The sequence below is a fragment of the Klebsiella sp. D5A genome (genome assembly GCF_001620885.1).
Lineage (GTDB): Bacteria > Pseudomonadota > Gammaproteobacteria > Enterobacterales > Enterobacteriaceae > Klebsiella > Klebsiella variicola.
Window position 1 is genome coordinate 171,891 of sequence record NZ_LOAR01000007.1, and the last position, 13,564, is coordinate 185,454.

Annotated in this window: 11 protein-coding genes; 8 read left to right on the forward strand and 3 right to left on the reverse strand. The window is 49.0% G+C overall.

Features of this window, described 5'->3' with window-relative positions; translation table 11 throughout:
* The first annotated feature begins 38 nt into the window (after positions 1 to 38).
* From AS136_RS12115 to yjeJ, 7 genes are all read left to right on the forward strand, one after another.
* Positions 39 to 725 (forward strand): fimbrial biogenesis chaperone, encoded by a 687-nt coding sequence (locus AS136_RS12115; RefSeq protein WP_016160140.1) that lies wholly within the window; start codon positions 39 to 41, stop codon positions 723 to 725.
* Between the two features lie 35 nt (positions 726 to 760).
* The gene (locus tag AS136_RS12120) at positions 761 to 3,304 is read left to right on the forward strand and encodes a fimbria/pilus outer membrane usher protein (protein ID WP_023323495.1); all 2,544 of its coding nucleotides are present in this window, start codon (positions 761 to 763) and stop codon (positions 3,302 to 3,304) included.
* 23 nt (positions 3,305 to 3,327) lie between these two features.
* Entirely contained in the window at positions 3,328 to 4,344 is a 1,017-nt protein-coding gene (locus AS136_RS12125; protein ID WP_023323494.1) for a fimbrial protein, read from the forward strand.
* Between the two features lie 334 nt (positions 4,345 to 4,678).
* Entirely contained in the window at positions 4,679 to 5,029 is a 351-nt protein-coding gene (locus AS136_RS12130; protein ID WP_023323493.1) for a hypothetical protein, read from the forward strand.
* A 103-nt stretch (positions 5,030 to 5,132) separates the two neighbouring features.
* Positions 5,133 to 6,419: an HlyD family secretion protein gene (locus AS136_RS12135; protein WP_023323492.1), complete on the forward strand. Its 1,287-nt coding sequence runs from the start codon at positions 5,133 to 5,135 to the stop codon at positions 6,417 to 6,419.
* On the forward strand, positions 6,412 to 8,535 hold the full coding sequence (locus AS136_RS12140) for a peptidase domain-containing ABC transporter (protein ID WP_032739017.1): 2,124 nt from the start codon (positions 6,412 to 6,414) through the stop codon (positions 8,533 to 8,535). The genes AS136_RS12135 and AS136_RS12140 overlap by 8 nt, the downstream gene beginning before the upstream one ends.
* A 14-nt stretch (positions 8,536 to 8,549) precedes the next feature.
* On the forward strand, positions 8,550 to 9,413 hold the full coding sequence (gene yjeJ / locus AS136_RS12145; RefSeq protein WP_023323490.1) for a YjeJ family protein: 864 nt from the start codon (positions 8,550 to 8,552) through the stop codon (positions 9,411 to 9,413).
* A 54-nt stretch (positions 9,414 to 9,467) separates the two neighbouring features.
* Here yjeJ and AS136_RS12150 read toward each other — a convergent pair whose 3' ends face one another.
* The 3 genes from AS136_RS12150 to AS136_RS12160 form a co-directional block, all read right to left on the reverse strand.
* The gene (locus tag AS136_RS12150; RefSeq protein ID WP_004152419.1) at positions 9,468 to 9,821 is read right to left on the reverse strand and encodes a DUF4156 domain-containing protein; all 354 of its coding nucleotides are present in this window, start codon (positions 9,819 to 9,821) and stop codon (positions 9,468 to 9,470) included.
* Between the two features lie 260 nt (positions 9,822 to 10,081).
* Positions 10,082 to 11,728, reverse strand: coding sequence for a chaperonin GroEL (gene groL / locus AS136_RS12155; RefSeq protein WP_008807218.1), 1,647 nt, complete (start codon positions 11,726 to 11,728; stop codon positions 10,082 to 10,084).
* Between the two features lie 37 nt (positions 11,729 to 11,765).
* Positions 11,766 to 12,059: a co-chaperone GroES gene (locus AS136_RS12160; RefSeq protein WP_003855929.1), complete on the reverse strand. Its 294-nt coding sequence runs from the start codon at positions 12,057 to 12,059 to the stop codon at positions 11,766 to 11,768.
* A gap of 232 nt (positions 12,060 to 12,291) precedes the next feature.
* On the opposite strand from AS136_RS12160, the gene yjeH reads away from it, so the two are divergent.
* Positions 12,292 to 13,542 carry an L-methionine/branched-chain amino acid transporter gene (gene yjeH, locus AS136_RS12165; RefSeq protein ID WP_012543132.1) on the forward strand — a complete coding sequence of 417 codons (1,251 nt, stop codon included), beginning with the start codon at positions 12,292 to 12,294 and terminating at the stop codon, positions 13,540 to 13,542.
* The last annotated feature ends 22 nt before the right edge of the window (positions 13,543 to 13,564 follow it).

Sequence of the window (13,564 nt, forward strand, 5' to 3'; positions counted from 1 at the left end):
CTTCACGGCGGGCCCTTTTTTGCATTCAGAGAAAAAACATGTTCAGGACTTTATTAACTTTCACCGCTTCCTGTGCATTACTCCTCAGCAGTATTGCCCATGCCGGTATTGTAGTGGAATCCACCCGCTATCTGTATAAAGAAGGCGCACGTGAAATCACGGCGCAAATAGAAAATAAAGATGATATTCCCTATCTGATTAAATCCTGGGTTGAAGCGCCGGCAGGAAAAGCGCCCTCTTTTATGGCCACGCCGCCGCTGTTCCGCCTTGAAGGGAAACAACAGAATACGGTTCGTCTGTTTTCTAACGGAAACGTTAATGCGCCGACCGACCGGGAATCCATGTACTATTTTAACGTCATGGCGATTCCTCCGGCAGATGATGCCAAAGCGAATAACAACACCATTCAACTGGCAGTTCGCCACCGCATGCGTCTGGTCTATCGCCCTAAAGCACTTTTCGACCTCTCCCCTAATACGGAAGCGAAAAAGCTCGAATGGCGAAAATCTGGCACTAAGCTGACGATCAAAAATCCAACGCCCTTTTTCTTCTATTTCCATAGCATCCAGATTGGCAGCAAAGAAGTGAAGCCGGAAGTCAACTCGGTCGCCCCGATGACGACCAAAGAAGTGACGTTAAAAGAAAATATTAATGCCTCCAGCATTACCTGGAAAGTTGTCAATGATTATGGCGGAGCTGGGTCGCTCTACTCCTCATCGCTGTAATAAGAAATTTATTTTATCATTATAGGGATGTGTCTATGCCAAATAAGAATAATGGATTATTCAAACTATCCACTATCTTCCTTGCAATGCTTCCGGCATTGCTTTCTGGTTTGAATAATAAAGCGCAAGCACGTGACTTTTTCGATCCCTCATTCATTAGCTCATTGAATGGTAGCGATCCATCAACCACTCCTGACTTATCCGTATTTCAGACCCAGAACGCGCAGGCGCCGGGGGATTATCGGGTCGATATCATGTTTAATGGCCGCTACCTGGATACCAGGACGATAAAGTTTGTCGCCAACAATCGCGCCAGCAGCGATAACCGCGAACCCGCTCTGGTTCCCTGCCTGAGTCTAAAAGCTCTCGCGGAATATGGCGTAAGGATAAAAGCTTTTCCAGAGTTAGCCGAGGATCAAAACGGCTGTGCAAACTTTTCTGTCATTCCGGACACCAAAGCGGACTTTGACTTCACCGCCCAGCGCTTAAATATCTCTATTCCGCAGGCGGCCTTATCCACCACCGCGCAGGGATATATTCCACCGGATCAGTTTGATGATGGCATCAACGCCCTGCTGGTGAACTACCAGTTCAGCGGCTCGAACGACATGCAGGCCAATGATGAATACTACAGCCTGAACCTGCAGTCTGGCCTCAACGTTGGCCCATGGCGTATCCGCAACCTCAGCACATGGAATAAAAACAATGGCGATGCCGGGGATTGGGATTCAGCCTATCTCTATATGCAGCGCAGTATTCGCCCGATCAACAGTAACCTGGTGATGGGCGAAAGTTCATCGCTCTCAACCATCTTCGACAGCGTGCCGTTTACCGGTATTCAGCTGGCCACCGATACCACGATGTTGCCGGAAAGTATGCGCGGCTATGCGCCGATTATTCGCGGTATCGCCAAAACCAACGCCCGCGTCGTCATTAAACAGAACGGCTACCAGGTTTACCAGACCTACGTGGCGCCCGGGGCATTTGAAATCACCGATATGTACCCGAGCGGCGGTAGCGGCGACCTTTACGTCAGCGTGGAAGAGTCCGACGGATCCAAGCAAGAATTTGTTGTGCCGTTCGCCACCCTGCCGGTCATGGTGCGTGAAAATCAACTGGAGTATGAGATTACTTCCGGTAAATATCGACCTTACGATGGTGGAGTCGATGAAACGCCATTTACTCAGGCTACCGCGACCTACGGCGTCTCCAGTAGCCTGACAGTATATGGCGGCATGCAGGCGGCCTCGCGCTACCAGGCGCTATCGACGGGTCTCGGCTATAACCTCGGCGAGCTAGGCGCCGCCTCGGCAGACGTCACCCAAGCCTGGTCGAAAATGAAAGACGATGAAAAGACCTCCGGGCAGTCCTGGCGCGTACGTTACGGGAAAAACATCGTCGAAACCGGCACTAACGTCACCATCGCGGGCTACCGCTATTCCACCCGCGGGTTTAATACCCTCTCCGAGGTGCTGGATAGCTACTCTAATGACGGTAATTATACCTCTCGCTCACTGCGCAATCGCACCAACCTGACGGTTAACCAAAGCCTGGGTAAAGGCCTCGGTAGCCTGTCGATAAGCGGGTTGATTGAAGATTACTGGGACGATAAGCGAACCAACAAGTCAATTAGCGTAGGTTACAACGGCGGTTTCCGTAATGTGAACTACTATCTGGGCTACAGCTATAACCGCTACACCTGGAGCGGAAATAACTCAGGTAAGGATGCCCAGGACGATCAGCGCATCACCCTGACGGTGACGCTACCGCTGAGCAACTGGCTGCCGGGTACCTATACCAGCTATCAATTAACCAACAGCAATCCGGGATCTACCGATCAGTCGGTCTCCATTGGTGGCGTCGGGCTAGATAACGACAGCCTGGAATGGAGCCTGCAGCAAGGGTACAGCAACCGGGAATATTACAGCGGCGATATGCGTGGGACCTATAACGGTGCCCGCGGCAGCCTTAATGCCGGCTATAGCTATGACAATAACAGCCAACGTATTGACTACGGCGCCAACGGCAGCATCGTCGCTCATGCCGATGGCATTACACTTGGCCAGGACATCACTGACGCCGCCGTGCTGGTTAAAGCGCCGGGCCTGGATAACGTCAAGTTGACCAACGATAACACCATCTCCACCGACTATCGCGGTTACGCTATCGTCCCGTACGTTACACCTTATCGTCGTACCGATATCACGCTGGACAGCACCACGCTTGGCGAAGATATGGAGCTGCCGGAAACCACGCAGAGCGTCGTTCCGACGCGCGGCGCAATCGTGCGTGCTAATTATGACGGCAATATTGGCCAGCGGGCCTTTGTGCATCTGAAAACCGCCAGCGGCCAGGACGTGCCTTATGGCGCAATGGTTCTGCTCGCCGGAGATAGTAAATCGCAGCCAAGTATCGTCAGCGACGCCGGGATGGTCTATATGTCCGGCCTGCAGCAGACGGGGATCCTTAACGTCCAGTGGGGCAAAAGCGCCGCGCAGCAGTGCAATGCTTCCTTTACTTTACCAGCCAGGGAAGGCAAAGCGTCTGGCATCAGTCAAATCGAAACGGTTTGTCGCTAATATTGACCAAGGAACAATAAAGAATGAGAAAAATACTTCTTTTTTTATCCCTACTATGCTGTTGTAGCGAGGTAATTGCCAAATGCGATTATTCTGGTTCCGCTGGACAAGCAATATTTAACATAAGTCCTAAAATCGCAACAGACCCAACAATTCCGGTGGGTACAGTCCTCTATACTAAAAAAGTCGGTACCGGACATTATAAAACATTTGAGTGCAGCAAAATAATGGGAGACCAGTATATTGTTGAATCAACAGCACCGGAAGTTACCGGCGTCACGGGTATAAGGGGCAAACCAGTCTATGAAACCGGCATAGATGGAATTGGCTTTCAGTTTTCAGATCTTCTGAGCAGCAAAAATGGTTCTATTAATCCTGCTGTTGCTCAATCTACAATCGTACCTATTTTAGAATCGAATGAAGATTATAAATTTATGACGGTATGGTTAATTAAAACAAAGCAGGTCATCGATACATCCGGCACCAGTACAAACCCGGTATTTAAATTCTCAGCAGGTAACTTAAGCACCAACCCAAGGGCAGCTGACCGCCTTTTGTTAACAGCAACCCTGAAGTTCAAGACTATTTCATATAAAGATACCTCTTGCGATATTTCAGTATCAGGGCCTAGCCAAATCACCCTGAATAAAATTGAAAAAAACACATTAATGTCCATTTCTCGAGGAGGTACAACTCCATCACAAAAAACTATCAAAATGGATGTGACTTGCCCACAAGGTTCCGTTGGCAACAAGCTTTACTACTGGTTTAACCCTGTTAATGGCACCAGTTCTGCCGGGGATGGGATCATCGATAACATGATAACTGGAACCGAAGCCGCAAATAACGTTGGCGTTATCTTCAAAATTGACAACAAGCCTATAATATTTTACGACGCCGAAACTTATAGCTTCGCCAAGGCACAGGCATCACAAAACTTTACCTTCACCGCCGACTATTATCGCATGAGTGACAATAGCGCTGAAGTCTCTTCCGGTCATGTAAAAGCTATGCTTGAAGTTGTCATACAGGAAGAGTAAAAGTATAACCTCCATACCCCTACAAAAGGTGGATAATGATATCCACCTTTTTTATTTTTATGTCAACAACCAAAAAAATGTCATATATGAATGCAAGAATAAATCAATATATCTGCAGCACATCGATAATAGCTGCGTGCCACCACCTGCTGAATTAGTTACTGTTTTATGAACCTATAAATAGTTTAGATTTGATTCACTATTAACCTCTAATTTCATCAACAATTCATATTTAGTTGAGTTGATTCATACTACAGCAACGACTATCTTTTCTGCGGACCAAATTCTGGTCTGGAATGAATATATAATTTTAATTTTAGTTAAAGGACTAATCATGCACCAATTAACTGTATTTGAAATGGAAGAAATTTCTGGCGGCGCGCTGACCGATACTCTTACCGATATCGTCACCTGGGCTGCAAAAGAAATGGGTGCTGTCGCTCTGGGAGCTTCTCTGGGCGCTATTATTGGTACAGCGTACGCCGGACGTTGGGGTGGCGTAAGTGGCGGTATCTTCGGTATCGGCTCAATCGGCCAGGGTGTCGGGATGATCGCCGGGGTTATTCTCGGTGGCGTTTGCTTTGGTATTGCAGCAGGTATCGTTGGCTGGGATATGACTCTGGAGTATGCCGAGGGCATGATGAATGCTCTTTATGACGGCACTCTGAATTTCTGGAGCAACTAAGTTTACGCGCCAATGATTAGCTCAACAGTTTGTTGACAAGCATTCATTAGTAATTAAGGCCTGATGTATCGGGCCTTTTCATTTTATAATTTAAGCGATAACTATGTTAAAAAAAATCTATCGCAAGGAAGCGATTGAGTATAAAAAGCATCACTGGAAAGGAAAGGCGCTGCTGCTCGCAGGGCTTCCAGCATGGCTTGTTGCATTACTCTCTTTTGCTTTTCTTGCGATCCTGATAGCCACCACAGTATTTTGCTCCTTTACCCAGAGAATCGACGTTCAGGGAGAGGTCATTACACTACCCCACTCTGTCAACGTTTATGCGCCACAGCAAGGCTTTGTTATCTCCCAATATGTAAAAGTCGGCGATATTGTGACCAAAGGCCAGCCGTTATATGAGATCGACATTTCCCGAAACACCACAACGGGTAATGTTAGCGCGACACAAATAGAGGTCATTAATGAAAAGATCGCAAATGCTGAAGATATCATTTCTAAACTGAATCATAATAAAGAAGAAACAACCATTTCTTTAGAGAAGCAGTTAAAAACAATCAATGACTCGTTAAAAGAAACTAATCACATGTTGGCTAACGCCCAGGCTGGATTAAAGAAAATGCATGATAATCTATCCAGCTATGATAAATATTTAAGTGATGGCTTGATTACCAAAGACCAATATAACTATCAACACTCATTGTATTTTCAACAACAAAGCACTTACCAGTCTCTGGTGAGTCAGAAAATGCAACTGGAATCGCAGGTCACTCAGCTTAACAGTGACAAAATTACTAAAATAGCTGATTTTGACAACCAAATCTCGTCACAAGAAAACCAGATTAATGATTATAAAAATCAATTGGTTGAATCAAACGCAAACGGTAACATTATTATTAAAGCAACGACTGAAGGCCGCATTGAATCATTGGCCGTCACTAAAGGCCAGATGGTTGATAAAGGCAGCAGTCTAGCACAGATAAAACCTACCGGTGATATAGAATATTATCTTGTTTTATGGTTACCTAACAATAGTATACCCTATGTAAAACCTGGGGATGTAATTAACATTCGTTATGCTGCATTTCCATCAGATAAATTTGGTCAATTTCCGGGAAAAATACTTTCAATATCTTCTGTTCCCACATCTCGACAAGAAATGTCTGAGTATACGAATGTTACGAACGGCACAAACCAGCAGGAACTGGCGCTCTACAAGACCATTGTGAAAATTGAAAACAAAACCTTTGAATATAATGGTAAAACGCTTTCGCTTTCAAATGGCCTCAAGGCTCAAGCTGTTGTATTCCTGGAAGAGCGTCCACTCTATATGTGGATGTTTACCCCTGTATATAAGATAACTCAAAGCATTACTGGGCCGATCCATGACTAACGAACTTTTCAAAAATGTTGTTGCAAAGTTAAATTTTTCCCTTGTTAACAAAACACCTGTTATTCTTCAGTCAGAATCATCAGAATGTGGAATTGCCTGTCTGGCAATGATCTGTGGTTTTTATGGGCTGAATATCGATTTGTTTAATTTCCGTCAGCGGTTTGGTAGCCCCTCACAGGGCTCCTCACTGATGTCTCTAAGCAAAACGGCAGAACATGCTGGTTTAAAAAGCCGAGCGTTAGCTCTCGACCTTGATGAAATAAAGCAGCTTAAACTCCCCTGCATCATCCACTGGGGGATGAACCACTACGTTGTTCTTACAAAGGTAAGGAAAAACGGATTTGTTATTCACGATCCGGCGTTGGGTAAAAGAATCATTGGCATCAATGAGATGTCAAACAATTTTACCGGTGTAGCGCTTGAACTGTGGCCCGATCATAATTTCCAACAAGAAGAAGCGAAATCCCGATTACGGCTGCTGGATTTAATGCATAAAATTGTTGGCTTAAAATCGGCACTGATTAAGATTTTTGCTTTGTCCGTAGTTGTAGAAGCTATCGGCCTCCTGTTACCGATTGGCACACAGCTAGTCACTGACCATGTAATAATGGCTCACGACCAAAGCTTACTGTCTGTTATCTGTATCGGGTTGATATTTTTTACCCTATTCCGCACGTTTATTAGCATGCTACGTGCATGGACGTCGTTAACGTTAAATACCCTGACAAATATTCAATGGAAAACGACGTTATTCGATCATCTGACAAGTTTGCCATTATCCTTTTTTGAGAAAAGGCATTTAGGTGATATTCAGTCTCGCTTCTCGTCTTTGGATACGATTCGCTCAATATTTACCAATAGTATCGTTACCGGCATCATCGACTCGATAATGACAATCGGTTTATTGGTGATGCTGACCTTATATGGTGGTTGGTTAGTCTGGGTCGTCATCGGCTTTACCATTTGCTATGCGATTATGCGCTTCGCAACCTATGGATTTTATCGTCGCGTTACGGAAGAACAGGTCGTCAAGGGCGCACGTGCTAATTCCCATTTTATGGAGTCACTTTACGGCATTTCTACCATTAAGGCCTTGAATTTAAAAGAACGTCGCTCACAGCATTGGCTCAATCTTAATATTGACGCCTGTAATGCAGGAATCAAGCAAACTCGATTCGACATGATGTATGGTGGCATTAATACCTTTATCACCTCAATCGATCAGGTCGCTGTACTGTGGCTGGGTGCCATTATGGTGATTGATAATGAGATGACGCTCGGTATGTTTATGGCATTTAACGCCTACCGGGGCCAGTTTTCTCAACGTGCATCGAATCTCATTGATTTGGTGATGCAGCTTCGTATGCTCTCACTGCACAACGAACGTCTATCAGAAATAGCATTTAGTGAACCAGAAAAAGAACTTCCATCGCGGCGTGTTTTTACGGAAAACACTGGCGTAAAACTTGAAGTGAGAAATCTTAGTTATCAATACGATCCTTTTTCACAACCCATCTTTACAAATTTGAACATAACCGTTGCTCCTGGAGAATCAGTCGCGCTAATTGGCCCATCTGGCGTAGGGAAAACCACACTATTAAAAGTCATGTGCGGATTGCTCTCACCGGATTCAGGCGAAATACTGGCGGATAATCTGGAGATTAAAAAGATTGGTTTGAATAACTATCGTCTTGGTATCGCCTGCGTACTCCAGGAAGATCGCCTCTTTTCCGGCTCCCTTATTGATAATATAAGTGGCTTCGATGATAACGCCGATCTTGATTTTGTGATGGAGTGTGCCAGACGGTGCAACATTCATGATGAAATTATGAAGATGGCTATGGGATACGAAACCATTGTCGGCGAACTTGGGCTGGGTATTTCAGGTGGGCAAAAGCAGCGTATCCTGATCGCCCGCGCACTGTATCGCAAACCGAGTATTTTATTCATGGATGAGGCTACCAGCCATCTTGACCTCAGAAATGAGTCGGTTATCAATCAGTCTATTTCAGCGCTAAGTATCACCCGCATTATCGTCGCGCATCGACCATCGACCATTGCATCCGCCGATCGTGTTATCGATCTCTCACAATCAAAGTCGGTGACTACTGCTTAATAAAGGAGAAGAATATGCAAGGAACGTTTATAGGTTTTAATACCGCAGGAATTACCTTTGAAGAGCGATTTTTAGCGTTGCTGCTGAAAGTTAAGAAGGAAAATGGCTTTTGCGAGATTTACTATCTTCAGGCACCGGTGCTAGCTGATCTGCTCCTGATACTGCAGAGCAGAATGGCTGTGGTTTTCCAGCGGCTTGAAAACCAGGGAGAGGCCTATAAAGATGAGCTTATCACGTATAATGAGGCACTTGTTGCCCATATTCCTCAGGTTGAGACGGCTGAAATACAGCAACCATCCCCTGAGCGGCGAATCATGTCCATTACGCTCAAACCTGGCGAAACACAGTCAACGTTAATTCTTGTATTTCAGGATGAACAAATTAGTACTTTATGTATTGACGATCTGCAAATCGAAGCATTAATTATCGGTATTCAACAAGCATTAAAAACAGTCGGCGACCAGGAACTGGTTCAGTATTTAAGTTCAAATATGGATTTTTTAATGTGCTATACCGTCGACTTAACCACTCAGCCCAATATCGATTACCAGCAGTATCCCCAGGAAGACTGGAAGCTAAACCTGTTTTCCCATTACCTGGGCGTACTGTACTGCTGCGAGACGGAGGAAGGGAAGAAAATTGTCTCCGGTGCGGTAGTCAAAACCAGCGTACCGCATCTGTCTGAACTGGAAAACAACGTCGTGATGCAGCTTATCGAGAAAAGCCCCAAGCTCAAGGCGATGCACGCGGAGCTAGCGCCATGCCAGATCTTCAGTACCATTATCCCTTCCCAGCCGGGAAGAATGCTCAGTCTGGAAGAGTGCCTGCGTCCTCTGCACGCCTTCTATCTGGAGAAGAAAGCGGAGCTTAGCGCCTGATCCTCATCTAGCGGCCACGCCTCTCTCCGCGCTCGCAGAGAGAGGCGTCACGCATCAGTTCGGGCACTTATAAACCTGGCCGTTCATTTCGCTGTCGGTAGGTACAAAGCTCGACAGCAGGTTCTGCGTCGGGCTGCTGACGCCGTAAATCACGTTGCCGCCCATCGCTGCCGCCTGGTTGCGCAGGGCGTTTGCCGCACCGCGCATGGAACCACCCTCATCGCCATTCTGGCCGGAGAGCCAGTTGCTCTGTTTACCCGTCGCGGTCCCTAACAGCTGACACTCTGCGCCCGGCTTCTCCTGCACGAAGCGCACATTCTGGCCGGCAGAGGTTAATTCATTGCTGGAACTGCAACCTGCCAACAATAAGGCTGCGCCGACAATCCCTGCTAAATATTTTACCTGCATGTTATTCCCCATGATCGATGAGCTGGACGCACTGGCCCGGATGTAAATCTGTCATCCTTCAAACTGCGTCGGCATGAGCCGCGTTCATTTCCTCCCCGGTCGCGCTTGTCAGTTCACGCCCGAAACGGAGGTGCTTGCCGCTCTGATGCAGCTTAAATGATTTTTATGTATAAGCCTTATACTAAAAAGCGCGCCAAAAGAAAAACCCCCAGCCATTGCTGGCCAGGGGTTTCTGCTTTTTTATGCCGTAGAGCGCACGATTACATCATGCCGCCCATACCGCCCATGCCGCCCATGCCGCCAGCAGCACCTAAATCAGGCGCGTCGCCTTTCGGCAGGTCGGTCACCATGCACTCGGTGGTGATCATCAGACCAGCCACGGATGCCGCGTACTGCAGAGCAGAACGGGTCACTTTGGTTGGGTCCAGGATACCGAAGTCGATCATGTTGCCGTATTCTTCAGTTGCTGCGTTGTAACCGTAGTTACCGTCGCCAGCTTTCACGTTGTTCGCCACAACAGACGGCTCTTCACCGGCGTTGGACACGATCTGACGCAGCGGTGCTTCCATTGCGCGCAGCGCAACTTTGATACCGACGTTCTGATCTTCGTTCTGACCGGTCAGGCCAGCGAGTTTCGCCGCAACGCGAACCAGCGCTACGCCGCCGCCAGCCACCACGCCTTCTTCAACCGCAGCACGGGTTGCGTGCAGGGCGTCGTCGACGCGTGCTTTTTTCTCTTTCATTTCAACTTCGGTAGCCGCACCGACTTTGATTACTGCCACGCCGCCAGCCAGTTTAGCGACACGTTCCTGCAGTTTTTCGCGGTCGTAATCGGAGGTCGCTTCTTCGATCTGCTTACGGATCTGAGCTACACGGCCCTGGATTGCAGACTCTTCGCCAACGCCATCGATGATGGTGGTGGTGTCTTTGTTGATAACCACGCGTTTCGCCTGGCCCAGATCTTCCAGAGTCGCTTTTTCCAGCTCCATACCGATCTCTTCAGAGATAACGGTACCGCCAGTCAGGGTAGCGATATCCTGCAGCATGGCTTTACGACGGTCGCCGAAGCCCGGTGCTTTCACCGCAGCCACTTTAACGATGCCGCGCATGGTGTTAACCACCAGGGTCGCCAGCGCTTCGCCTTCAACGTCTTCAGCGATGATAACCAGCGGTTTGCCAGCTTTCGCTACGGCTTCCAGAACCGGCAGCATTTCGCGGATGTTGGAGATTTTTTTGTCAGCCAGCAGGATGAACGGGCTTTCCAGCTCAACGGCACCGGTGTCCGGCTTGTTGATGAAGTACGGAGACAGGTAGCCGCGGTCGAACTGCATACCTTCAACTACGTCCAGTTCGTCTTCCAGACCGGTACCGTCTTCAACGGTGATCACGCCTTCTTTACCGACTTTATCCATCGCTTCCGCGATCAGTTTACCGACGGTTTCGTCGGAGTTAGCGGAGATGGTACCAACCTGAGCAATCGCTTTAGAGTCAGAGCACGGTACGGACAGCGCTTTCAGTTCTTCAACGGCGGCAATGACAGCTTTGTCGATACCACGTTTCAGATCCATCGGGTTCATGCCTGCTGCAACAGCTTTCAGGCCTTCGTTCACGATAGCCTGAGCCAGCACGGTTGCGGTGGTGGTACCGTCGCCTGCCGCGTCGTTCGCTTTAGAGGCAACTTCTTTCACCATCTGTGCACCCATGTTTTCGAACTTGTCTTCCAGTTCGATTTCACGAGCAACGGAAACGCCATCTTTAGTGATGGTCGGCGCGCCGAAGGATTTGTCCAGCACCACGTTACGGCCTTTCGGGCCCAGGGTCACTTTAACTGCATCTGCCAGTACGTTTACGCCGCGCAGCATTTTTACACGAGCGTCGTTACCGAATTTTACGTCTTTTGCTGCCATTTCTTTTATTCCTCAAATTCGTTCAGGGTCGTGCGAATTACGCTTCAACAATTGCCAGGATGTCGCTTTCGGACATGATCAGCACTTCTTCGTTGTCGATCTTCTCAGACTTCACGCCGTAGCCATCGTTGAAAATCACGATGTCACCAACTTTAACGTCCAGCGGCTGCACAGTTCCGTTTTCCAGAATGCGGCCTTTACCGACAGCGATGATTTCGCCACGAGTTGATTTAGCTGCCGCAGAACCGGTCAGAACGATGCCGCCTGCAGATTTGGTTTCAACTTCTTTACGTTTGACGATCACACGATCATGTAACGGACGAATACTCATTGATAGCTCTCCTTCGAGAAAGTCATTATCAGTTATGGGTGACGCCGGGCCGAACGCGGTTTACCGGCTAGTGCAGAGAGAGATGGGGGTGGCCATTTCCCGCTTCAAGGGCAAAATCAAAAAAAATTTTTACCTTTGCGCTAGCGCGCAAAAAGCAGCGCTATCGGCCAATGCGTCATAAGGAAAAGCGATTGTGATACTCTCTTTTTTTTCACTGGCGCAGGATGGAATCATGAGTGGTTTAAAACAGGAGTTGGGACTGGGACAGGGAGTCGGATTACTTTCCACCTCATTGCTGGGTACCGGCGTCTTCGCCGTCCCGGCGCTGGCGGCGCTGGTCGCTGGCGATAACAGTCTGTGGGCATGGCCGCTGCTCATTCTCCTTGTTTTCCCGATTGCCATCGTCTTTGCCCTACTGGGCCGCCATTTTCCCAGCGCGGGCGGCGTGGCCCACTTTGTCGATATGGCATTTGGCCCACGTCTGGCCAGCGTCACCGGCTGGCTGTTTTTATCCGTTATCCCGGTCGGACTCCCCGCCGCGCTGCACATCGCCACCGGCTTCGGCCAGGCGCTGTTCGGCTGGCATGATGCGCAGCTACTGTTGGCGGAGCTGGGCACCCTGGCCATCGTCTGGTGGATCGGTTCGCGTGGCGCCAGCTCCAGCGCCAACCTGCAGACGCTGGTTGCCGTGCTGATTGTGGCGCTGATCGTCGCCGTCTGGTGGCGTGGCGGGATAAGCCCGGCGCAGATCCCCTTCCCCGCCCTGACGGAGATCGACCATGGTCAGCTCTTCTCCGCGCTATCGGTCATGTTCTGGTGCTTTGTCGGTCTGGAAGCTTTTGCTCACCTGGCCTCGGAGTTTAAACATCCCGAGCGTGACTTCCCCAGGGCGCTGATGATAGGCCTGCTGCTTGCCGGTTCGGTCTACTGGGCCTGTACCGTGCTGGTGCTGCACTTCCACGCCTTTGGCGAGGAGATGGCGGCGGCCGCGTCGCTACCGAACATCGTGGTCCGTCTGTTCGGTGTCGAAGCGCTGTGGGTGGCCTGCGTCATCGGCTATCTCGCCTGTTTCGCCAGCCTCAACATCTATATTCAAAGCTTCGCCCGCCTGGTCTGGTCGCAGGCGCAGCATAAGCCAGAAAGCTACCTCGCACGGCTGTCGCCACGGCAGATCCCGCGCAATGCCCTCAACGCCGTGCTGGGCTCCTGCGTGGTCAGCACCCTGTGTATCTATTTGCTCGATATCAATCTGGACGCGCTGATCGTCTATGCCAACGGCATTTTCATCATGATCTACCTGCTGTGCATGCTGGCCGGCTGTCGTTTGCTGCGCGGGCGCTATCGGCTATTGGCGGTGGTGGGCAGCATTCTCTGTCTGCTGCTGCTGGCGATGGTCGGCTGGAAAAGCCTGTACGCGCTGGTGATGCTGGCGGGGCTGTGGCTGTTTTTACCCAGGCGCAAGCTGGCGACAGGTAGCGTGTAAGCCAGGAAAGAAACCGGCCCGG

Coding starts and splice junctions, on each gene's coding strand:
- AS136_RS12135 (WP_023323492.1), top strand. CDS start 5,133: ATGTTAAAAAAAATCTATCGCAAGGAAGCGATTGAGTATAAAAAGCAT.
- AS136_RS12125 (WP_023323494.1), top strand. CDS start 3,328: ATGAGAAAAATACTTCTTTTTTTATCCCTACTATGCTGTTGTAGCGAG.
- AS136_RS12130 (WP_023323493.1), top strand. CDS start 4,679: ATGCACCAATTAACTGTATTTGAAATGGAAGAAATTTCTGGCGGCGCG.
- yjeJ (WP_023323490.1), top strand. CDS start 8,550: ATGCAAGGAACGTTTATAGGTTTTAATACCGCAGGAATTACCTTTGAA.
- AS136_RS12115 (WP_016160140.1), top strand. CDS start 39: ATGTTCAGGACTTTATTAACTTTCACCGCTTCCTGTGCATTACTCCTC.
- AS136_RS12120 (WP_023323495.1), top strand. CDS start 761: ATGCCAAATAAGAATAATGGATTATTCAAACTATCCACTATCTTCCTT.
- AS136_RS12160 (WP_003855929.1), bottom strand. CDS start 12,059: ATGAGTATTCGTCCGTTACATGATCGTGTGATCGTCAAACGTAAAGAA.
- AS136_RS12150 (WP_004152419.1), bottom strand. CDS start 9,821: ATGCAGGTAAAATATTTAGCAGGGATTGTCGGCGCAGCCTTATTGTTG.
- yjeH (WP_012543132.1), top strand. CDS start 12,292: ATGAGTGGTTTAAAACAGGAGTTGGGACTGGGACAGGGAGTCGGATTA.
- AS136_RS12140 (WP_032739017.1), top strand. CDS start 6,412: ATGACTAACGAACTTTTCAAAAATGTTGTTGCAAAGTTAAATTTTTCC.
- groL (WP_008807218.1), bottom strand. CDS start 11,728: ATGGCAGCAAAAGACGTAAAATTCGGTAACGACGCTCGTGTAAAAATG.